21 protein-coding genes are annotated in these 21,840 nt (G+C 42.0%); 11 read left to right on the top strand and 10 right to left on the bottom strand.

What is annotated here, in order from left to right:
• Window positions 1-160 precede the first annotated feature (160 nt).
• Entirely contained in the window at window positions 161-703 is a 543-nt protein-coding gene (locus HHA43_RS02305; protein ID WP_168541645.1) for a hypothetical protein, read from the top strand.
• A gap of 146 nt (window positions 704-849) precedes the next feature.
• On the opposite strand, the gene HHA43_RS02300 is transcribed toward HHA43_RS02305, so the two are convergent.
• On the bottom strand, window positions 850-1,374 hold the full coding sequence (locus tag HHA43_RS02300) for a YecA family protein (protein WP_168418015.1): 525 nt from the start codon (window positions 1,372-1,374) through the stop codon (window positions 850-852).
• A 68-nt stretch (window positions 1,375-1,442) separates the two neighbouring features.
• Window positions 1,443-1,652 carry a PA3496 family putative envelope integrity protein gene (locus HHA43_RS02295; protein WP_004972246.1) on the bottom strand — a complete coding sequence of 70 codons (210 nt, stop codon included), beginning with the start codon at window positions 1,650-1,652 and terminating at the stop codon, window positions 1,443-1,445.
• Between the two features lie 373 nt (window positions 1,653-2,025).
• Here HHA43_RS02295 and rpoD point away from each other — a divergent pair, with 373 nt between their 5' ends.
• The 6 genes from rpoD to HHA43_RS02265 all read left to right on the top strand — a co-directional run bounded on the left by rpoD (window position 2,026) and on the right by HHA43_RS02265 (window position 8,579).
• Complete coding sequence (gene rpoD / locus HHA43_RS02290) at window positions 2,026-3,912, top strand: RNA polymerase sigma factor RpoD (protein ID WP_168541643.1); 1,887 nt, start codon at window positions 2,026-2,028, stop codon at window positions 3,910-3,912.
• 111 nt (window positions 3,913-4,023) lie between these two features.
• On the top strand, window positions 4,024-4,317 hold the full coding sequence (locus HHA43_RS02285) for a YbeD family protein (RefSeq protein WP_168418013.1): 294 nt from the start codon (window positions 4,024-4,026) through the stop codon (window positions 4,315-4,317).
• Between the two features lie 150 nt (window positions 4,318-4,467).
• Window positions 4,468-5,124, top strand: a complete 657-nt coding sequence (lipB, locus tag HHA43_RS02280; protein ID WP_168541641.1) for a lipoyl(octanoyl) transferase LipB — start codon at window positions 4,468-4,470, stop codon at window positions 5,122-5,124.
• Between the two features lie 75 nt (window positions 5,125-5,199).
• Window positions 5,200-5,733: a hypothetical protein gene (locus tag HHA43_RS02275; RefSeq protein WP_168418011.1), complete on the top strand. Its 534-nt coding sequence runs from the start codon at window positions 5,200-5,202 to the stop codon at window positions 5,731-5,733.
• Between the two features lies 1 nt (window position 5,734).
• A complete protein-coding gene (locus tag HHA43_RS02270) occupies window positions 5,735-6,919 on the top strand; it encodes an iron-containing alcohol dehydrogenase (protein WP_168460890.1) in 1,185 nt (394 codons plus the stop codon).
• Between the two features lie 265 nt (window positions 6,920-7,184).
• Window positions 7,185-8,579, top strand: a complete 1,395-nt coding sequence (locus tag HHA43_RS02265; RefSeq protein WP_168460888.1) for an APC family permease — start codon at window positions 7,185-7,187, stop codon at window positions 8,577-8,579.
• 58 nt (window positions 8,580-8,637) lie between these two features.
• Here the strand turns inward: HHA43_RS02265 and HHA43_RS02260 are convergent.
• The 8 genes from HHA43_RS02260 to rplU all read right to left on the bottom strand — a co-directional run bounded on the left by HHA43_RS02260 (window position 8,638) and on the right by rplU (window position 16,273).
• Window positions 8,638-9,860, bottom strand: a protein-coding gene (locus HHA43_RS02260) for an IS3 family transposase (protein ID WP_168541639.1) whose coding sequence is annotated in 2 segments (ribosomal slippage) — window positions 8,638-9,524 and window positions 9,524-9,860 — 1,224 coding nt in all. Because the reading frame shifts where the segments join, the coding sequence is not laid out codon by codon here.
• 193 nt (window positions 9,861-10,053) lie between these two features.
• Window positions 10,054-10,533 carry a tRNA (cytidine(34)-2'-O)-methyltransferase gene (locus HHA43_RS02255; protein WP_168418008.1) on the bottom strand — a complete coding sequence of 160 codons (480 nt, stop codon included), beginning with the start codon at window positions 10,531-10,533 and terminating at the stop codon, window positions 10,054-10,056.
• A 39-nt stretch (window positions 10,534-10,572) separates the two neighbouring features.
• Window positions 10,573-11,949, bottom strand: a complete 1,377-nt coding sequence (cysG, locus tag HHA43_RS02250) for a siroheme synthase CysG (RefSeq protein ID WP_168541637.1) — start codon at window positions 11,947-11,949, stop codon at window positions 10,573-10,575.
• A 58-nt stretch (window positions 11,950-12,007) separates the two neighbouring features.
• Entirely contained in the window at window positions 12,008-13,279 is a 1,272-nt protein-coding gene (gene serS, locus HHA43_RS02245) for a serine--tRNA ligase (protein WP_168460884.1), read from the bottom strand.
• A gap of 119 nt (window positions 13,280-13,398) precedes the next feature.
• On the bottom strand, window positions 13,399-14,190 hold the full coding sequence (locus HHA43_RS02240; RefSeq protein WP_168541635.1) for an RsiV family protein: 792 nt from the start codon (window positions 14,188-14,190) through the stop codon (window positions 13,399-13,401).
• Window positions 14,191-14,758: 568 nt separating this feature from the next.
• Complete coding sequence (gene lolA, locus HHA43_RS02235; protein WP_168418004.1) at window positions 14,759-15,457, bottom strand: outer membrane lipoprotein chaperone LolA; 699 nt, start codon at window positions 15,455-15,457, stop codon at window positions 14,759-14,761.
• A 230-nt stretch (window positions 15,458-15,687) separates the two neighbouring features.
• Window positions 15,688-15,942, bottom strand: coding sequence for a 50S ribosomal protein L27 (gene rpmA / locus HHA43_RS02230; protein ID WP_004760935.1), 255 nt, complete (start codon window positions 15,940-15,942; stop codon window positions 15,688-15,690).
• 19 nt (window positions 15,943-15,961) lie between these two features.
• Window positions 15,962-16,273 (bottom strand): 50S ribosomal protein L21, encoded by a 312-nt coding sequence (rplU, locus tag HHA43_RS02225; RefSeq protein ID WP_004972275.1) that lies wholly within the window; start codon window positions 16,271-16,273, stop codon window positions 15,962-15,964.
• Window positions 16,274-16,725: 452 nt separating this feature from the next.
• Here rplU and sdsA point away from each other — a divergent pair, with 452 nt between their 5' ends.
• The 4 genes from sdsA to HHA43_RS02205 all read left to right on the top strand — a co-directional run bounded on the left by sdsA (window position 16,726) and on the right by HHA43_RS02205 (window position 21,827).
• Window positions 16,726-17,703 (top strand): All-trans-nonaprenyl-diphosphate synthase, encoded by a 978-nt coding sequence (sdsA, locus tag HHA43_RS02220; protein ID WP_168541633.1) that lies wholly within the window; start codon window positions 16,726-16,728, stop codon window positions 17,701-17,703.
• A gap of 12 nt (window positions 17,704-17,715) precedes the next feature.
• Window positions 17,716-19,770 (top strand): site-specific recombinase, encoded by a 2,055-nt coding sequence (locus HHA43_RS02215; protein ID WP_168418002.1) that lies wholly within the window; start codon window positions 17,716-17,718, stop codon window positions 19,768-19,770.
• 149 nt (window positions 19,771-19,919) lie between these two features.
• Window positions 19,920-20,537, top strand: a complete 618-nt coding sequence (locus tag HHA43_RS02210) for a phosphatase PAP2 family protein (protein ID WP_168460878.1) — start codon at window positions 19,920-19,922, stop codon at window positions 20,535-20,537.
• A 21-nt stretch (window positions 20,538-20,558) separates the two neighbouring features.
• The gene (locus HHA43_RS02205; RefSeq protein WP_168460876.1) at window positions 20,559-21,827 is read left to right on the top strand and encodes an efflux RND transporter periplasmic adaptor subunit; all 1,269 of its coding nucleotides are present in this window, start codon (window positions 20,559-20,561) and stop codon (window positions 21,825-21,827) included.
• Window positions 21,828-21,840 lie beyond the last annotated feature (13 nt).

Genomic DNA, 21,840 nt, shown 5'->3' with positions numbered 1-21,840 from the left:
CGCAGCATCATATATAAACTTACTTCAGACATGCGCTGTAACTAAAACACCTTGTGAATGGAGTATAAGGCTACATTTTCATCGCCTAAGCTTAGTTCATTCATAGCGATTATGAATATGAACACAGCAATAACTCATACAACGATAAAAGGTGATTCGCATGTCGGATTTTGAACGCAATGAACAGATTGACCGTGATGTGGTTAAAAATTTACCCAAAGAAGAACGTGATCGTTTAAATGCCGACCCGATTACAGGTGAGCCGGGTGCCCACCCTGTTGGTACAGGTCTAGGTGCAGTTGGTGGTGCTGCAACAGGTGCAACCGTTGGCGCATTAGGCGGCCCTGTAGGTGCAGTGGTTGGTGGTGCTGTAGGTGCTGTTGTTGGTGGATTAGCTGGTAAGGGCGCTGCAGAAGTAGTCAATCCTACCGAAGAAGAAGCGTACTGGCGTGCCAATAGTCTCAATACTGTCTATTATGCAGAAACACGCAGTCATTACCCCGATTTAGAATATGACCGTGACTACCAAAATGCTTACCGTGTTGGTTATGAAAACCGCCCGCATTATGATGCACATACCCGCTTTGAAGATGTCGAACCCGATTTAAAAAGCAAATGGGAACAAATTAAAGGCAGTTCTCGCTTAACTTGGGAACAAGCAAAATTTGCGGTAAAAGATGCTTGGGATCATGCTACACGCTAATTGGCATAGTTCTGCTAAGGTTGAAACAATACATCATTGATGTATTCATCCTAGCCACAAAAAAGCACTGCATTTAGCAGTGCTTTTTTAGGTATTCATGCTTTCAAATATGCAAAAACATGAATCTAACCAATAGATTCGACAGTTTATTCAGGTGTGTGATACATCAAATACAATTCATTCAGATTTTCAGGAATTTCTTCTGCAATCTCGTCCATTAACTGACCATTGCGACGGAAAGATTCCATTTGTGGGTCTTCTTCATCAATGCCACTAAATACCATCATTGGCAAAGTTAAATCGACCAGTTGTTCTTCAAATTCAGGTGTGAACCACGCTTCTTCATTCAGGAACATGGCATCTACAAAACCAACACTCCAGTCACCTAAGCTTGAATCAACTTCTGCTTCTTCAATTTCAAATGGAAATTCAATGCCTTCTTCATTGGCTAAACTTTGGCGAATACTTTCTAACCATGCCTTAATTTGCGCGATAATTTCGGCAGGCACTTTGTTTTGATTGCCTTCAAATAATTCATTTAACCATGGGTCAAATTGAGGTCCAACTGCAATGGCACACAAGAAACCATGTGTTGCAGCGAAGTCTAGACCATATTCGTTTTGGTCACCATCTAGATATTCACTTAACAGGTCTAAATCTAAAGCAGTCATTTCAAATCCATAGGTGTCAATTTAGGGATGTAGCATAGCATTTTCAGCGGGTGATGCAGAACCTGATTTTAGTCGTCTTCGTCGTCAAAATCGTCGTCATCGTCAAAATCATAATCAAAATCTTTGAGCTCACGTTCCAAACGACGTTGTGCGAGTAAATCATCAATCAAACGGCGCTTTTCTAAAGATTCTTTCGCGCTTATTTTGTTTGATGCCTCATCGAAATTAACATCATCATCACCGTAGTTATCATCTAGTTCAAAATCTGTAGAAGACACTAAAACTACCTCAGAATGAAAAAATGTGAAGGGTCTAGCCGCTATTTATCTGCCTTTATAAATATTGTCAAGTTTTATTTATTTTTTTCAAAAAACTGCAACATACGCACATTGCAACATACTTTAAAATTTGTGTATATATTAGCAAGTTAGTATCATTATTCAGGATTGGCCCCAATCATAAAAATATTTTGCGGGCAAAAAGGAAATTGACTTGAAAAACAGTAATGAAGCCCCATATTCCTATTCAATTCTTCATTCAAACATCATTTTAAAATCATGCTTGATTGATCAATTCCAACCCTATTTAAAGCGAATTGTGCTATCATGCACGGTTTTTCACTGCCACAGATTCAACGAAGAGTAAGCAAAGATGAGCGATATGAATTCCCCTACTTCGCAAGTAGCGGCTCTGATTAGCCGAGGCAAAGAGCAAGGTTACCTAACTTACGCTGAGGTTAACGATCATCTCCCGGACTCAATCACGGAAAGCGAACAGATTGAAGACATTATTCAAATGCTTCAAGACGTCGGTATTCCTGTGCATGAACGTGCGCCTGAATCTGATGATGCAATGTTCGAAGACAATGCAGAAGCTGCCGACGAAGTTGCTGAAGAAGAAGCTGCAGCGGTACTTGCCTCTGTAGAAAATGAGCCTGGTCGCACCACAGACCCTGTGCGTATGTATATGCGTGAAATGGGTACGGTTGAGCTGTTAACGCGTGAAGGTGAAATTAGCATTGCGAAACGTATTGAAGAAGGGATTCGCGATGTACTTCACTCGATTGCCTACTGGCCAAACGCAGTGCAAGTGGTACTGCAAGAATATAAAGATTATGAAGCGGGTGAACGCCGCCTTGCCGATATTTTATCGGGTTATTTAGACCCTGAAACCGATGAAGAAATTCCAGAAGTTTTAGAAGACGAAGCCGATTTAGACAAAGAAAAAGACACCAGCGACAAACCAACCAAAGACGTCAAACTTGATGATGACGATGAGGAAGAAGAAGCTGAAACTGAAGAAGAATCTGAAGCAGATTCAGGCCCAGACCCAGAAATTGCCAAAATGCGTTTTGGTGAATTAGAACAAGCCTATCTTGCAAAAATTGCAGCGATTGAAAAACATGGCCGTGAAAGTGCTGAAGCTCAAGAAGCTTTAGAAGCATTGGCTACCGTGTTTATGATGTTCAAATTTACACCGCGTTTGTTTGATATCATTTCTGAAATGATTCGTGGCACACATGAACAAATCCGTACGGCTGAACGTGAAGTGATGCGCTATGCGGTGCGTCGTGGTCGTATGGATCGTACCCAGTTCCGTACTTCATTCCCAGGTCAAGAGTCTAATTTTGCTTGGTTAGATGAACAGATTGCCAAAGCTGCTGCAGATCAAAAAGGCTATTTGGAAAAAGTACGTCCAGATATTTTGGCTTTCCAACAAAAGATTGCCGATATTGAAAAAGAGCTAGGTCTAGATGTAAAAGGCATTAAAGACATTTCTAAACGTATGGCCGTTGGTGAAGCCAAAGCCCGCCGTGCGAAGAAAGAAATGGTTGAAGCCAACTTACGTCTGGTCATTTCGATTGCGAAAAAATACACCAACCGTGGTTTGCAATTCCTTGACTTAATTCAGGAAGGTAACATCGGCTTGATGAAAGCGGTAGACAAGTTTGAATACCGTCGTGGTTATAAGTTCTCGACTTATGCAACTTGGTGGATTCGTCAGGCGATTACCCGTTCAATTGCCGACCAAGCACGTACCATTCGTATTCCAGTACACATGATTGAAACCATTAACAAAATCAACCGTGTATCGCGTCAATTGCTTCAGGAAATGGGCCGTGAGCCAACTCCAGAAGAATTGGGCGAACGCTTGGAAATGGACGAAGTCAAAGTTCGTAAAGTTCTGAAAATTGCCAAAGAGCCGATTTCTATGGAAACGCCAATTGGTGATGATGAAGATTCACATTTGGGTGACTTCATTGAGGACAGCAACATCACTTCACCAGTCGATGCGGCAACCTCTGAAGGCTTAAAAGAAGCGACCCGTGAAGTGCTTGAAAACTTGACTGAACGTGAAGCCAAAGTTCTGAAAATGCGTTTTGGTATTGATATGCCAACCGACCATACATTGGAAGAAGTAGGTAAACAGTTTGACGTGACCCGTGAGCGTATTCGTCAGATTGAAGCTAAGGCACTTCGCAAACTGCGTCATCCTTCGCGTTCTGAACACTTACGTTCTTTCTTGGAAAATGACTAATTGTTACTTAGATGATTGGTTGAAAATTTAAAATTCAGCCTCATTTATTTATACAAGACCAACACGCCTGCTTCAATGCAGGCGTTTGCTATAGAGATAGAGATCACGCTTATGACGTTATTCAACCGTACCCCATCTCGTGAACTACAAGAGCATCTTTGGGTATTTCCAATGGATTACCCAATTAAACTCATTGGAGACGCGGGTGATGAACTGCGTATTGCCGTGGTTGAAATTTTAGTGAAACATTTTCCTGAATTTGATACACAAAGCCTGCGCATTACCCCATCACGCACAGGTAAGTATCATTCAATTACCGCACAATTGCGTTTTGAAGAATTGGAACAAGTGCATGCAATTTATGCAGATTTAGCCGCTTGCCCACTAATTAAAACTGCCTTGTAATTTTGCAGATTCATCTTTAAAAACACGCTTTCGAGCGTGTTTTTGTTTCTGAACTCACAAAATCTTATTCATTCCACAAATCCCCTACACCCGCCACATTTTCGTATAATAAAATCAATTTCTTGCTTTTACGGATAGGACTGCATCACTGTGGACACTGCACAACGGCCAAACCTGATTATTCGTCATTACCATGACCTGACAGACTACGAAGCACGCTTTCAGGAAATGAAACACTGGACGGAGCAACGTGATGCAGACAGTCCTGACCAACTCTGGATTTTGCAGCATCCGAATGTACTCACTCAGGGGCAAGCAGGCAAAGCTGAACATATTTTAATGGCTACGGATATTCCTGTAGTACAAACTGACCGAGGAGGCCAAGTCACATGGCATGGCCCAGGCCAATTGGTCGCCTACTTCATGTTTGACCTCAACCGTTTAGGTTGGAATGTCCGTACTTTGGTATCTTATGCTGAAAACTTGATGATTGAGCTGCTTAAAAAATACGGCATTGATGCCTATGCCAAAGCCGATGCACCAGGCGTATATGTCAATGAACGTAAAATTGGCTCACTGGGTTTTAAAATTCGTAAAGGTCGTAGCTATCACGGTTTAGCCCTCAATATTGATTGTGATTTAACAGGCTTTCAAAACATCAACCCCTGCGGCTATGCAGGTTTGGAAATGGTGCGTGTGATGGATTTAGTCGAGAACTATCCACATTTTGAAAACTTATGTGCAGATATCATTGAAACTTTACAAAACAGCGGTTACTTTAATGACGTTCAAGTCATTCACGTATAAATGGCTTTCTTTTCAATAAGAAATAAAATAGAGTATTTACTCTAAATAATGATTTATAACACAGGGATTCAGCGCGTGATTTCAACTAAATCTGTGAAACCCGCTTTGCAACTGGCCTATGTCAAACTCATGATGGATATCATTGGCAGAGGTTTAGTCATGGCAAGTCAGGTCGATGAAGAAATTAAACAAGAAGTTGCCAAATTCCCAAGTAACTTTGTCTTGTCTATGAAAGTTTTTCCAAATGGTCCAGCCTTTATTGCCAAAGTCACTGAAGACCACCAACTGGAATTGCTGCAAAATACAGCCCAAAAACCAGATTTAACCATTACCTTCAAACATTTAAACCATGCCTATTTGGTTTTTTCCTTTCAGGAAAGCACAGCACAAGCCTTTGCACATGACCGCATGATTGCCGATGGTGATGTGTCTTATGCCATTCGTTTAGTGCGTTGCCTGAATAAAATGGAAGCACTGATCTTGCCTAAATTACTGGCAGAATTGGCAGTAAAACAATATCCAAGCGAACTTAGCTTAAAAGAAAAACTATCAGGTGCAGCCAATATTTATCTAAAAGTTGCCCAATCTTATTTCAAACGGAGTGCATAACATGGCGAAGCCTTATTACGAATTTTTTTGCCCAGTCAAAGTCATTGCGGGTCATGCCGCACTTGAACACATCCCGTTTGAATTGGCGACACTAGGTTCTCAACGCCCAATGATCATTACCGACAAAGGCGTGCGTTCCAACAATCTACTTGCACCGATTGAAGCTGCATTTGAATCTACCGATGCGGTGATCGGCTGTATTTTTGATGATGTTCCGCAAGACTCAAGTGTTATGACTGTGCGTCGTGCTGCTCAGCTATACCGTGAAAACAACTGTGATGCCATTATTGCGGTGGGTGGTGGTTCGGTAATCGACACCTCCAAAGCGACTAATATTTTAGTGAGTGAAGGTGGCGATGACTTATTGCAATATTCAGGTGCACATAACTTACCGCGTCCACTCAAACCTTTTTTTGTGATTCCAACCACTTCAGGCACAGGCTCAGAAGTGACCATGGTCGCAGTAGTTTCAGACACTGAAAAGAACGTTAAAATGCCATTTGCATCGTATTACTTAATGCCACATGCTGCCATTTTAGACCCACGTATGACGCAAACGTTGCCACCACATTTAACAGCTATGACCGCTATGGATGCGATGACGCATGCAGTTGAAGCCTATAGTTGCATGGCAGCCAATCCAATTTCTGATGCCTATGCCACTGCAGCAATTAAGAAAATCAGCAACAACCTGTTTAATGTGTTAGATAACCCAAGCGATGAACAAGGTCGTCTAGAATTGGCACAGGCATCTACCATGGCGGGCATTGCTTTCTCAAATTCTATGGTGGGCTTAGTACATTCTTTAGGTCATGCCTTGGGTGCAGTTGCGCATTTACCACATGGTCTGTGCATGAATTTATTCTTGCCGTATGTACTGGAATACAACAAAGAAGTAAATGCCGATAAAATTGCAGATCTACTCTTGCCATTGGCAGGTGCAGATGTATATGCACAAACCCCAGCGCATTTACGTGCTGACAAAACCATTTCAACAATTGTTGCTATTCGTGACCGCTTATACGCCCTCACTAAATTGCCACGTACCTTGCAGGAAACAGGCAAAGTAAGCGAAGCACAATTAGATGAAGTGGCTGAAAAAGCCCTGAACGATGGTTCGATTATTTACAACCCGAAAGAAGCCAATTTAGAAGAACTCAAAGCCATCTTAAAAAAGGCTTGGTAATTACTAAAAAATAGGCGAACATAGCCAAAAAACCAGCCTGATGTTTTTTAAACATCGGGCTTTTCTTTGGTAGACTGCTGTGTCTGATTTTTTTCATCAATGTGGCATATTTTCTGCTAAAAAAGAAAACAAAGATACTGACAAAGCGCGTCATTATGGAGTAGATTGGCGCGTTTTTACTTTTTATGTAGGGGGGATTGTTCGTCTCAAACAATCCTGAACAAACATGACTGATCCTTGATCAACGATTAAGAGGATAACGCCGTTGACAAATATCTCTGGGACTCAATCGGCAGCTAAACTGCAAAAAACGCTAGGGCTCTGGCACATCATTATTATTGGTTTAGCCTATATTCAACCGATGACGTTATTTGACACTTTCGGTTTAGTATCGGAAGAAAGTCATTTTCACGTACCCACATCTTATATTTTTGCACTGGTTGCCATTTTGCTCACGTCTTTGAGTTATGGTCACATGATTCGTCGTTACCCATCTTCAGGGTCGGCCTATACCTATGCACAAAAATCCATACACCCCAACGTCGGCTTTATGGTGGGTTGGTCATCTTGGCTGGATTACCTGCTCTCGCCAATGGTCAACATTATTTTGGCGGTGATTTATTTGGAAGCCTTATTCCCTGATGTGAATCACTGGATTTGGGTGGTGGTACTCACGGCATTTATGACAGGTATCAACCTGCGTGGTGCGCGTTTTGTCGCCAACTTTAACAGTATGATTGTTTTGGTGCAGTTGGTGGTCATTGGCGTATTTACATGGATGATGTACACCAAACTTCAGGCAGGTTTCAATGCCGATGGTCCAATCACTGCCGAACAACGCTATCAGTTATGGAGCTTAGAGCCTTTCTGGAATGAACTGACCTCGGTAGGCGCATTAATTACAGGTGCAACCCTACTCTGCTTCTCATTTACAGGTTTTGACTCACTCAGCTCACTTGCAGAAGAAACCAAAGATACAGAGAAAACCTTACCAAAAGCGATTTTCTTAACTGCACTAATTGCAGGCGTAATTTTCATTGTTAGCACCTATTTCATGCAGATTTATTTCCCGAATGAACCAGGTAGCTACTTTAAAAATATCGCAGAAACTCAGCCAGAAATTTTACTGTTGGTGGGTGGCTCGTTGTTCCAATCTTATGTACTGACCTTTGCAATTGTAACGGTCATGGCATCAGGTATTTCAGCGCATGCAGGTGTATCACGCTTAATGTATGTAATGGGTCGTGATGGTGTGATCAACAAAAAACTCTTTGGTCATATCAGCCCACGTAACTACACGCCTTCATACAACATTCTAATTGTGGGTGCTGTAGCCTTAACTGCTGGTTTTATGGATCTAGATTTTGTGATTTCATTGATCAGCTTTGGTGCACTCACCGCATTCAGCTTCGTGAACTTATCTGTAATTTCACGCTATGCGCTACGCGATGGTCGCAACAAAACACCTAAGGATATTATCAATTTCATTGTCATTCCTTTATGTGGTTTTATCGCAGTCTTTGCGTTATGGCTCGAAGTTGATGAAACTTCATTGAAGTATGGCTTGTGGTGGGCAATGTTTGGGGTTTTATATCTTGGTTATAAGACCAAAGGCTTTAAACACCCTGCGCCACAACATAACGAGTTTGATGACAGATAATCTCTGTACTTCATGTCTTGTCCTGAAATAGATTGACAGTATTCCACTTCAAACCGAGTTAAGCAATTAGCTCGGTTTTAGTTTGCTCATACGTCTGATTCGGGGTGTTCATATTTAAACTTAAATGTGGTCTATAGCAATTATAAATCATGATAGATTCCGCAATTAAGTGATCTAACTCCTTCATGGTTTGACATCGCGTGGTTAAAAACTCCTGCTTTAATATTCCATTAATTCGCTCTGCTAATGCATTCTGATAACAGTCCTTGCCATCTGTCATGGAAGGACATATCCCATAATGGCGCAATGCCGATTGATATAGCTCAGAGCAATATTGAGCACCTCTATCTGAATGATGAATCATCCTAGTCGCTCGATCTGTCGCTTGCTGCATCGCCATATGTAGAGCCTGCACAACATTCTCCGCACGCATATCATTCGATAACTTATAACCTTTAATCTGTCGGGTATAAGCATCTGTCACCAAGGATAAATAATGCACACCTTCAGCACTCTCAACATAGGTAATATCACTAACAAAGACTTCATTGGCTTGCACTGCTGAATAATCCTTTAATAAATTTGGATGCTTCTTCATCCAATGCTTGCTATCCGTAGTTTTTGTATAGCGACGCTTAGGGCGAATCAATAAGTTATTTTCTTTCAATATTTTAAATAACTGATCCCGTCCACACTTTAAACCACGTTGCAACAATTTGCCTTTAATAAGCCAATACAGCTTACGTGTTCCGATACTTGGCATGAGACAGCGATATTCCATAACCAACTCAAGTATTTGTTCAGTTGCTTGTGCAGTCATTTGAGCACGTTTTTCTGCTTGATAATAAGCTTGTCGAGTGATTCCTAACCACTGACAATAACGTGAAACGCTTAGTCTTCTTTGGCTTTGCCAATCTTTGAAACGTGCTCGGTATACTTTTTTCCAAGATCAGTCCCACATTCTTTATCAATGTGATAAATCACATCCTGAATAAATTCAGTTTTAAGCTTTTCTGCGGCTAACTGCTTTTCTAATTGGCGGATTCGTTGTTGGGGTGTCAATTGGCGTTTAGAAGAAGTCGGCATATTCGAAGTCCAGTCCTGTTGTCCGTGCTTGCGTAACCATACCAGCACAGTTGATCGTCCTTGAATACCATATTTTACCTGAGCTTGTTTATAAGTAATTTGCCCTTTTTCTACTTCATGTACCACCATCATTTTAAAGGCGAAGCTATAATCACGTTGTGTGCGCTTAACTCGTTGTTCTCGTGCATGTTCCATAAAATAAGTCTCTTAAGGTGTAAACTTATTTCAGGACGGGACAATCAGCTCAAATAAAAAAAGGCGCTTTATGCGCCTTTTTTATGCCTAAAATAATTTCACTAATAAATCAAAAAATAGCAGGAACAAAAAAGCTGAGCGCGATTTACCTCAGCTTTTATTCATTACGGCAACTTTATAATCCAAATACAGATTAAACCAGCGCCTTAAACCCCTGCTGACGCCATGCTTCATACAAAATAACTGCCGTGGCATTAGACAAATTTAGACTGCGTGAGTTTTCTGCCATTGGTAAACGTATCCAGTGCTGCTGTGGAAATAGCATGCGTACTGCTTCAGGCAAACCACGTGTTTCAGGCCCCATCAGCAAAGCCACAGGTCGGTTTAAATTTGACGTATGTGGTGTTTCTGTGCCTTTAGTCGTTAGTGGATAAATCGCATCCAAGCCCACACCTTTGCTGTCTAAATCAGCCAAACATTGCTCAAGATTGTCCCAAATTTGCATACGTGCCCATTCATGATAATCCAAACCAGCACGGCGCAATTTTTTATCATCCAACTCAAAACCCAAAGGCTTGATCAAATGCAGTTGTGCACCGGTATTGGCGCACAAACGAATAATATTGCCTGTGTTTGCTGGAATTTCTGGCTCATACAAAACGACATGGATCACTTGATTTCTCTTCTCTTAAACGCTGAAACAAGGATCAATTTACCCTTGCCACTTTAATTGTTCACGCAAACTCACCACTTCACCAATAATGGTCAAGGTTGGTGCTTGAATCTGATGCTGCGCCACTTTACTGGCAATATCTGCCAAGGTACCTACCACGACTTTCTGCTCAGGGGTAGTACCTTTAGATATAAGCGCCACTGGCATGTCGGCACGCTGTCCGTGTGCAATCAGTTTTTCACAAATGGTTTCCAAACCCACCAAGCCCATATACAGCACCAACGTTTGATGCTCATACACCAATTCTGACCACGGCAACTCAGGTGAACCTTCCTTTAAGTGTCCTGTCAGGAAACGCACACTTTGTGCATAGTCACGGTGAGTCAGCGGAATCCCCGCATAAGCCGAACAGCCTGAAGCTGCTGTGATGCCTGGCACCACTTGAAAGGAGACACCTGCTTCATACAGCTCCTGAATTTCTTCGCCACCACGCCCAAAAATAAAGGGATCACCGCCTTTTAAACGACAGACACGTTTACCCGCTTGTGCGTATTTGACCAATAAGGCATTAATGCCTTCCTGCGGCACGGCATGATTGGAACGTGCTTTGCCGACATAAACTTTTTCGGCATCACGGCGGCACAACTCCAAAATGGGAGCAGCCACCAAACGGTCATAAATCACCACATCGGCTTGCTGCATTAAACGCAGTGCTTTTAAAGTCAATAATTCAGGATCACCAGGGCCTGCACCCACTAAATAGACTTCACCTTTTGGCGTGTCCCATTCAGCCAAAGCTTGTTGGATGCTTTGATTAGCAGCCTCAAGATTGTCATTGAACACCTGTTCTTTCAGGGGACTCGCATAGAGTTCCTCCCAAAAAATACGGCGCTCATCTGGATTGACAATTTTCTGTTTTACTGCGGCACGCCACTGACCTGAAAATTCAGCCAGTTTGCCCATACCATGCGGAATTGTACTTTCCAGTTGGGTACGAATTTGACGCGACAACACAGGAGATGTGCCATTGCTGGCCACTGAAATGATCAAAGGTGAACGGTCAATAATGGCAGGCACCATAAAGCGACAATGTGGCGGATCATCCACACTATTCACCAATACTTTTTCGGCTTCACAGGCTTCAAAAACCTGCTGATTGACGGCATGACTATCTGTTGCGGCAATTACCAAACGGTATGCTCGCAATTCAACCTCAGTGCTAAATTCAGCCGGATAATACTGCCCTTGACTCTGCTGAACCAGTTGCAGGAGATTTGCATCAATTTCAGGTGCAACAACATCAATTTGTGCACCTGCTTTAGCCAACAATACCGCTTTACGGTAGGCAATATGCCCACCGCCCACAATCAGACAAGGTTGCTGCTGCAACTTTAACGAGATTGGAAAAATATCCACACTAAACCTCAATATTTAAATCTGACTGTAAGCAATTTTAAGCCGAGCTGTGCACAACTTAATTAATAAACGCTGCACCGCCCATATATGGACGTAACACTTCTGGAATTTCGATTGAACCATCGGCACGTTGATAGTTTTCCATTACCGCCAATAAGGTACGACCAACTGCCAAACCTGAACCATTTAGCGTATGCACAAATTCAGTTTTCTTTTGATCGGCACGGTAACGCGCTTTCATACGGCGTGCTTGGAAATCCCCCATGTTTGAACATGAAGATATTTCACGATAGGTATTTTGACTTGGCACCCAAACTTCTAAATCGTAAGTTTTGGTCGCCCCAAAGCCCATATCGCCACCGCATAAAATAATTTTACGGTACGGCAAACCAAGTGCCTGCAAAATACCTTCTGCATGCCCAGTCAACTCTTCTAAAGCCTGCATTGATGTTTCAGGTTTAACAATTTGCACCATTTCAACTTTATCGAACTGGTGTTGACGGATTAAACCACGGGTATCGCGACCATAAGAACCTGCTTCACTACGGAAACAAGGCGTGTGTGCGGCATATTTTAGCGGTAAACGCTCAGGATCAATGATTTCATCACGCACAAAGTTAGTCACTGGCACTTCTGCGGTTGGAATCAGATAATATTCTTTTTCGCCTTGAAGCTTGAATAAATCTTCTTCAAACTTAGGCAGTTGTCCTGTACCACGCAATGAATCTGCATTGACCAAATACGGCACATAAGCTTCGGTATAACCATTTTTATCTGTATGCGTATCTAGCATAAACTGGGTAATCGCACGCTGTAAACGCGCCAAAGGCCCTTTGAGTACGCTAAAACGTGAGCCTGTCAGTTTGGTTGCAGTTTCAAACTCCAAACCACCCATCATTTCGCCTAAATCGGTATGATCTTTGATTTCAAAATCAAACTGGCGTGGTGTGCCCCATTTCAATACTTCTACATTATCAGCTTCGTCTTTACCTTCAGGTACAGACTCATCTGGCATATTAGGAATAGACAGTAATTTGGCTTCTAATTCATCTTGCAATTCTGCCAAAGCCACTTCAGCAGCTTTGATTTCATCACCAATTGCAGACATGCGTGCCATAACTTCAGAGGCATCGCCACCTGCTTTTTTAATTTGACCGACTTGTTTTGCACCCGAATTACGTTCTGCCTGTAATGCTTCGGTTTTAGATTGCAATTCTTTACGACGTGCTTCAAGTGCTGCCCACTCTGCTACATCTAATTGCACACCACGTTTTGCTAAGGCTAAATTTACAGCCTCAATATTATTTCTGAGTAATTTCGGGTCAATCATAGCCAATCTTGGAATAAGAAAAAAACTGGCTATAGTGTAAGCGCTTCGGGTTAAAAAATACAGTAACCCGATTCACAGCTGCACCTTATTACAGCAATCTCAGCGCTTATTTTTCACTTTTACTGGTTAGGGTACTGAGGCAAACTTGGTAAATATTCAGGCTTGATCAATTGTGCTGTTGCGTAATACGGCAGCACCAATTCAGGCATACCTTCTGCATAAGAGGCAAGCTCATACAATGGATAGACAAACACAATGCCATTGGCACCGTAGTAAAAGTTATCACTCAGTTTAAATTTTTCACGGGAAATATCATGTTCATCTAACCAATTAAAATTATGATTGAACAATTCCTCTACTACTTTGGCTTCAGCATTGGGCAATAAAATATCTTGGAGTGCCAAACGCTTTTGTTGTTTTAAATCAAAGGTCACAAATTCTTGATGATGCATGCCGTGTGCTGCACGTGCAGGATAATAATAACTTTGTAAACTAAAGGTCGCTAAATTGCCATGTTGCCCGATATAACGCACATAAGATGAACTCTGATTCAAATCCATCGGATTCGTTTCTTCTTCTGGCGTAGCGGCTGAAGCAGCCGATTTAGAAAATGCAATTGGGTCGGCTTTTTGCAAGCGTTGCATAAAATAATTATCTATCCATGCCACATTACTTTTGACCGTCTGAATGTCGTAGGCGGTACAGCCTTCTTCATCGCAGACTTGTTTTTGCGCCAACTCAACAGGTACCACTTTGGCTTGAACCACTGGAATATCTGCAGCCGATGAAGTCGCCACTTGGCCTGCTTCTGTTTTAGATGTTGTGTCATTTTTTGGCTGACATGCGGTGAACAACAAGACTGAACTTAAAGCGACAGCACTAACCCAGACCTGTGATTTTAAATGTTGCATTAAACCTCCCCCCTGTCCTGCTTTAAAAATAAAATGCTGCGATGCGTTATCTATTAAGCAACTTGATGGTGATACACAACCCAATTTGCTCGTCAAGACTATAGGCAACTCTTGCTGTTCAATCCTAGAGCAGTTGTGTAACGGAATTTATAGGGGATAACCGAGTTTAAAATTAATACAATGTTTGATACAGAGCTTGCTTTATTTTTTATATATAAATCAGAATCTTAAACACAACAACCAGAACCTAGACACCCATAAGCAACGACCCAATCTGCGTACCTCTTTCTTTAAAATGTGAATTATCCCAAGATTTATCCACAGAAATTGTGGATTTCTTAGAATGAATCTACAGATAAATATGTAGGCTGAGTTTTAAATCGCTGAATTGTTGTGCCAGACACTAAATTATTCACAATCTGCTTTGCGTATAATTTAAGGCGAGTATTACCGCCCCAAATCTTTCTAACCTAAAAATAAGGGATAACCTGCAAGGACATATGATCCATAAAAAATTAGGGCGTTTAAAACGCCCTAAATATCATCACTTTTAACTTCGATGTGTTGATTATTGATCAATAATATCCGTACCTTTTGGCGGAGTAAAATTAAAGGTCGATGCAGGAATTTTGGCATTAACTTTCACATTGTTAAAACGTACATGTGTGGTTTGCCCCAACGAGTCCTGTAAAATCATCAAGGTAGGTGCATTACGTGCACCAAAACTAATGGTCAGACTTTGAAATACACCATCATCACTTTTTGGATATAAAGTGTAGTAAGTCTTAGCCTTGTTCGGCTGCGTTACACGATAAGACTGCATAATTTGGTTGGTATTACCCGAAAGTAATAATGCGGGTGTGTTCGCTACTTGATCATCTAAACTTTGACGTACCGCTTGCTGTAAGTCTGGATCATAAATCCATACCGTTTTACCTGTGGTCACAATGGTCTGTTTGGCTGGACTGGTGGTTTCCCAGAAGAATTTACCCGGACGTTCAACTTTCATCACGCCTTTAAAATTCTGGTTCATGTGTTGAGCAGATAGACCACGGTTTGGTAAAGCCTTACCATTGTTGCTGACTTTGGTAGTTTGCTCAAAATTGGCCGTAAAACTTTTAATACCGTTTAATTGTTTAACTAAATTTGCTGTCGCCTGTTGCTCCGATGCTGCCACTGGCGCAGCAAACACTGTGGTACTCATGATTGGTGCTAAAGTCGTTGCACCCAATGCCACAGCACACATGGTTTTACGAAGCATATTCATAGATTCACCTTTTTATATTTGCTTAGTCGCAATGTTTTGGATGTCCCATCTTAAACCAATTTCTGGCGCTAATATGATAGAAAATAAGAAGTTTTGTATTGTTATTAATATAATATGTAGAAATTTATCCATCATGATGAAGATATAAAAAGCATCTACTTCTGAGTTTTTTGCAATCTTATAGGCGTAAAAAAACCCACAATCACTTGTGGGTTTCTTTCTATTGTTGCTTACGCTTCAACAGATACGTAGCGACGGCCAAATTGACCTTTCACTTCGAATTTTACTACGCCGTCAGCAGTAGCAAATAAAGTATGGTCACGGCCCATACCTACGTTTGCACCAGCGTGGAATTCTGTACCACGTTGACGAACGATGATGTTACCAGCAGTTACAGTTTGACCACCGTAAACTTTAACACCTAACATCTTAGGATTCGAATCACGACCGTTCTTAGTCGATCCACCGGCTTTTTTAGTTGCCATGTCTATTTACTCCTAGTGATTAGCCTGCAATACCAGTAATTTTCAACTCGGTAAACCATTGACGGTGACCTTGTTGCTTACGGTAGTGTTTACGACGACGCATTTTAACAATACGGATTTTGTCGTGACGACCATGACCAACCACTTCTGCAGTTACTTTAGCGCCAGCAACAACTGGAGCACCGATTTGAACGTTGTCACCGTTTACAACCATTAATACGTCATCAAACGTAATAGTTGCGCCAGTTTCAGCTTTCAATAATTCAACTTTAAGGGTTTCACCCTCAACAACACGGTGCTGTTTACCACCGCTTTGGATTACTGCGTACATAATGTACTCCAAACATGCCCGTGTCGTCGTGCCGATAAAGGGATATATCGATCTTAAAACGAACGCCACTGGGGGTTATTCAAGGGCAAGGATTTTAAGGGATATTCACACAAACAACAAGTCATTTGCGGCAATTATTGTATACGCGCATTGATTATTTAGTAAACACCTCTACTTGTCATGTTTTATACCCCTTGGTTAAGGGTAAATAGACAGATTGTATTGGCGCAAGCCGTTACGCTTGTTAGAATCAGGCGCAACTTAAGCAAATGCCAAATTTACCAATAAAGTTATTTACTTAGTTTTCAATTAGACTTAACAATTATACAATTGCCTAGCTATTGCATTCAGCGTGTTATTTTCGCAGACTGAGTTAATTTTCTTGGCTGTAACCAAAGTTACAATAGATTCCACTAAGTTTGTAATTCAATATTATTGAGGTTTCCTTTCACATGACCATCGACTTTAAGCAAGACATTCTCGCCCCTGTTGCTTCTGATTTTGCCGCGATGGATACATTTATTAATGAAGGAATTACCTCAAAAGTTGCCCTGGTCATGGCCGTTAGTAAACACGTGGTCGAAGCAGGCGGCAAACGCATGCGTCCAATTATGTGTCTGCTTGCAGCCAAAGCCTGTGGTGCAGAAGATTTGGAACGTCAACGTAAACTGGCGGCCATTATTGAAATGCTACATACCGCAACTTTGGTGCATGACGATGTTGTAGATGAGTCAGGTTTACGTCGTGGTCGCCCAACAGCCAATGCAACATGGAATAACCAGACTGCAGTTTTAGTGGGTGACTTCTTAATTTCCCGCTCGTTCGACTTATTGGTCGATTTAAATGACATGGTATTGCTGAAAGACTTTTCTACAGGTACCTGTGAAATTGCCGAAGGTGAAGTTTTACAACTACAGGCACAGCATCAACCAGACACCACTGAAAAAATTTATTTGGATATTATTCACGGTAAAACGTCACGTTTATTTGAACTGGCAACCGAAGGTGCTGCAATTTTAACTGGTACACCGCAATACCGTGAGCCTTTGCGTTTATTTGCAGGACACTTTGGTAATGCCTTCCAAATCATTGATGATATTTTGGATTACACCTCAGATGCTGAAACATTAGGTAAAAATATTGGCGATGATTTAATGGAAGGCAAACCGACTTTGCCTTTAATCTCTGCTTTACAAAATACAACAGGCGAACAACATCAAATTATTCGTCGCAGTATTGCCACAGGCGGCACAGCTGACCTAGATCAGGTCATTGCCATTGTGCAATCTTCAGGCGCTCTCGATTATTGCCGCCAGCGTGCTACAGAAGAAACCGAAGCGGCTATTGCTGCTTTAGAAGCACTGCCTGAGTCGATCTATCGTCAGGCCTTAAAGAATTTAGCCTTGTTGGCTTTACACCGTATTCAATAATTTAAGCTGCTTATGCATATAAAACTCAACGATTTATTTAATAAAATGCAAGAACAGCTGGACACGCCCAAAGCTGTTCTTGATGAAAATCTCCTGATTGAGCTGGTCAATCGTATTCGTCCTCAAGACACCCAAAATTTAGAAGAAACCCATCAAAAGTTTCAGGCACTCTTGCATGCTTTATTGATCACTCCAAACGCAAGCTCGACCCTGCAACATTTTGTTTTACGTTTAATTAATCAGTACAAACAAACCAGTTTATATGCTGACACTGGCATTCTGTCTTTAGATGGCTTTTGGAATCAGCTGTTCCAGCGCTTAGGCGCACACTTTTTACCGCTAATTAATGATGAAAGCCAACTGCAAGATTTAGTGCGTCGGGTCTTTCCTCTGCGCAGCGACAAATATTGGTTAGACAATATTGATGATGCTGAATGGCAACAGTTATTCACCCTGCTTAATCGTGGGCATGGCGGGCAAACCCAGAAGCGTCTGATTCGCAGTGAAATTATTAAAGCCCTGACCGTATTGTCATATCGGGTCAGTGGCATTGGTTTATATCCTGAATTTATTAGTGCCTACCCTGAACTGAGTGAATACGACTCGCCTTTCTTGGCACAAAACCGTGAAATCAATGAGTTTATTCAGCAATATAAAACTGCAGATCTGCAACATGATCAAATGAGTGCCATCCAACCACCCGATGCCGCTCAAGCTTTGGTGATGATTGATCAATGTCATAATGTCAGTAGCAAAATTAGACGTGCCACCAAACGCACTGGAGTCAGTATTAGTCTGACCTATTTACTGTCCTTGCTGGAACAATGTCTGGAACGGATTGAACTGCTAATTAATTTGATTGTGGCACAAGACAAAGTTCGCCATATTTCAATGGGACAGTTATTGGTAGATGTTACCGCAGCACTGTATAGCGAGCGCAGTGTGCGTTCGCTCTTGGCAGAAAACAGTGAATTAATTGCCTTACAAGTCACGGAAAATGCCAGTAAAACAGGCGAGCATTATGTAAGTACCGACAAAGACGGCTTTTTGGGCATGTACAAAGCCGCAGCAGGTGCGGGGGTTTTAATTGCCGCTATGGCAACGCTCAAAACCCTCGCCTCTCGCTTAGTGCTGGCTCCAATGATGCAAGCCATCATAAACAGCATGATTTATTCATTTGGCTTTATGATTATTCATGTGTTGCACTTTACTGTTGCCACCAAACAGCCCGCGATGACTGCTGCGGCCTTGGCATCGACCGTTCAGCATCGTAAAGGTTCAAAGACCGCACAAATTGCCGAATTAGCCGCACTCATTATTAATATTATTCGCACACAGTTCATTGCTATTTTGGGTAATATGTCCATTGCCATTCCAATTGCAGCTTTAATTGCTTTTAGTTGGGATGCCGCATTGCATGAACCTTTAATGTCACATGCCAAAGCATCAGACACCTTACATGACTTAAACCCCTTTACCTCTTTAGCGGTTCCGCATGCAGCTATTGCGGGGGTATTTTTATTTTTGTCAGGTCTGATTGCTGGTTATTTTGACAACATGGCGGTGTATCGTAAAGTTGGGCCACGTTTAAAAGCCCACATCCACCTAAAAATGCTGCTCGGACAAGAACGCCTGAATAGCTTTGCGAATTATATTGAACGTAATTTAGGTGCATTGGCTGGTAATTTTTTATTCGGGATTATGCTCGGCAGTACTGCCACGCTCGGATATATTCTCGGTTTACCAATTGATATTCGCCATATTGCCTTTGCCTCTGCCAACTTTATTCAAGGTTTAATGAATGTGAATGGCTCACCTGAAATTGGCCTCATTATTGTGTCATTTTTAGGGGTACTACTGATTGGTTTAACCAACTTATTTGTGAGTTTTACTTTAACAATTATTGTGGCACTACGTGCACGTCGGGTACGTTTTGAACAATGGAAGCCTCTGGCAAAATTGGTGCTGACCCATTTTCTGACCCGTCCAAGTGATTTCTTTTGGCCCCCGAAACAACCTATTACAGTGGATGATGACAGCACATCAAACTCTGAACGAAATACTTAAAAAATGTACGGATTTCTGGCTTGCTCACAAATCAGGAAAAAAAGAAATCCTTCTCATTTCCATTGACTTGAAATAAAGTGTACTGATTAGTACACTTTAATCCATTCATCAACCGTGCTCAAATCGGTTAAACTTTCGGAGATTTCAGCATGCCTAAAAAACTGCTTTATCTCGGTAGTTTGCTATTTATTATCAGTGTGTTAGTACTCAATATTGCAAGCTTGCAACAGTTCGATTTTGCACTTGTAGAGTTTTTAAGTACACAACGCACCGCACATTTGAATCAATTGGCACAGCTACTTTCTGTATTGGGTGGCATGCCATTTGTATTATTTTTATCCAGCCTATGGTGTTTCTACTGGGCATGGTATAAAAAATACACAAAAATTGTTTTTATCAGTGTAGGACTGTTTGGAAGTATAGCGATTGCGTGGCTGCTCAAATCTGTAATTGCCCGCCCACGCCCGCCTGAAGCATTACATTTGGTAGAAAGTTATGGTGCAGCGTTTCCTAGTGCACATAGCTTTTATGCCGCAAGCTTAGGCTGTTTAGTCATTTACCTAAGTTTGCAACATCCAGCGCATAGAATTTTAACCGTATGTGCAGCGTTGTGGATGGTGCTGATGGGTATTTCCCGTGTATATCTGGGAGTGCACTATCCTTCAGATGTCCTCTCCGGTTGGAGCATAAGTTTTATTTGGATCACATTGTGGTATCTGTTTTGCACGAAATATCTGCAATGCAAACCAATACATAAGTTTAGATAAAAATCTAATTGAGGTGAAAAAATGATGTCTGCAAAGCTTTGGGCACCTGCCCTGACTGCTTGCGCATTAGCCACAAGTTTAGCGCTTGTGGGTTGTAGCAAAGATCCAAAAGATGCACAGCAAGCAGGTGCAGCCCAGCAAATGCCACCGACTGAGGTTGGCGTGCTTGTGGCACAACCACAAAGCGTTGAGCAGTCTGTTGAATTGTCTGGTCGTACCACTGCCTTTGAAATTTCAGAAGTTCGCCCACAAACCAGTGGCGTCGTTTTGAAACGCTTATTTACCGAAGGCAGTTATGTACGTGAAGGTCAAGCGCTTTATGAAATTGACGCACGTACCAATCGTGCTTCTTTAGACAGCGCACGTGCAGCTTTAACCCGCCAACAGGCACAATTAAATGTGCTACGGGTAAAAGAAGGTCGTTATCGTCAATTGGTGGGCAGCAACGCCATTTCCAAACAAGAATATGACGATATTGTGGCTCAAGTAAAACTTGCCGAAGCGGACGTTGCAGCAACTCAGGCAGAAGTGCGCAATGCTGAAATTAACTTAGGCTATTCAACTGTACGTGCACCTATTTCTGGGCAAACGAACCGTTCTACTGTGACGGCTGGTGCTTTAGTCACTGCCAGTCAAGCTGAGCCATTGGTTACCATTCAGCGTTTAGACCCAATTTATGTAGACATCAATCAGTCTAGTGCTGAACTGTTACGTTTACGTCAGCAACTCAGTCAGGGTAGCCTTAACAGCAGCAACAACACTAAAGTTAAATTAAAACTTGAAGATGGTAGCTATTACCCGATTGAAGGCCGTTTAGCATTCTCTGATGCCAGTGTGAATCCTGAAACAGGTACTGTGACCTTACGTGCGGTTTTCCCAAATGCCAACCACTTATTATTGCCAGGTATGTTCGCCACCGCACAAATTGTGCAAGGTGTTATTCCTAATGCGATTTTAATTCCACAAGCTGCACTTAGCCGCACCCCAACAGGTCAGGCGATGGTGATGCTCGTGAATGCAAAAGGAGTGGTTGAGCCTCGTCCTGTGACTACTGTAGGCTCACAAGGCAACAACTGGATTGTGACTGAAGGTTTGCAAACTGGCGATAAAGTCATTGTTGAAGGGATTGCCAAAGTAAAACCTGAACAGCAAGTTGTGGCTAAACCGTATCAACCTCAAGGCGCTGCCCCGCAAGGTGCACCTGCTGCACCAGCAAAATCAGATGATGCAAAACAAGCACCAGCATCAGAAGCTCAAGCGACTGAACAAAAAGCTACTTCAAATGCATAAGGGGTAGACTTCA

Origin of the sequence: Acinetobacter sp. A2, assembly GCF_012371325.1 — a bacterium.
GTDB lineage: Bacteria > Pseudomonadota > Gammaproteobacteria > Pseudomonadales > Moraxellaceae > Acinetobacter.
Note: the sequence above shows the minus strand (reverse complement) of the source record. Positions and strands in the feature narration are given on the sequence as shown.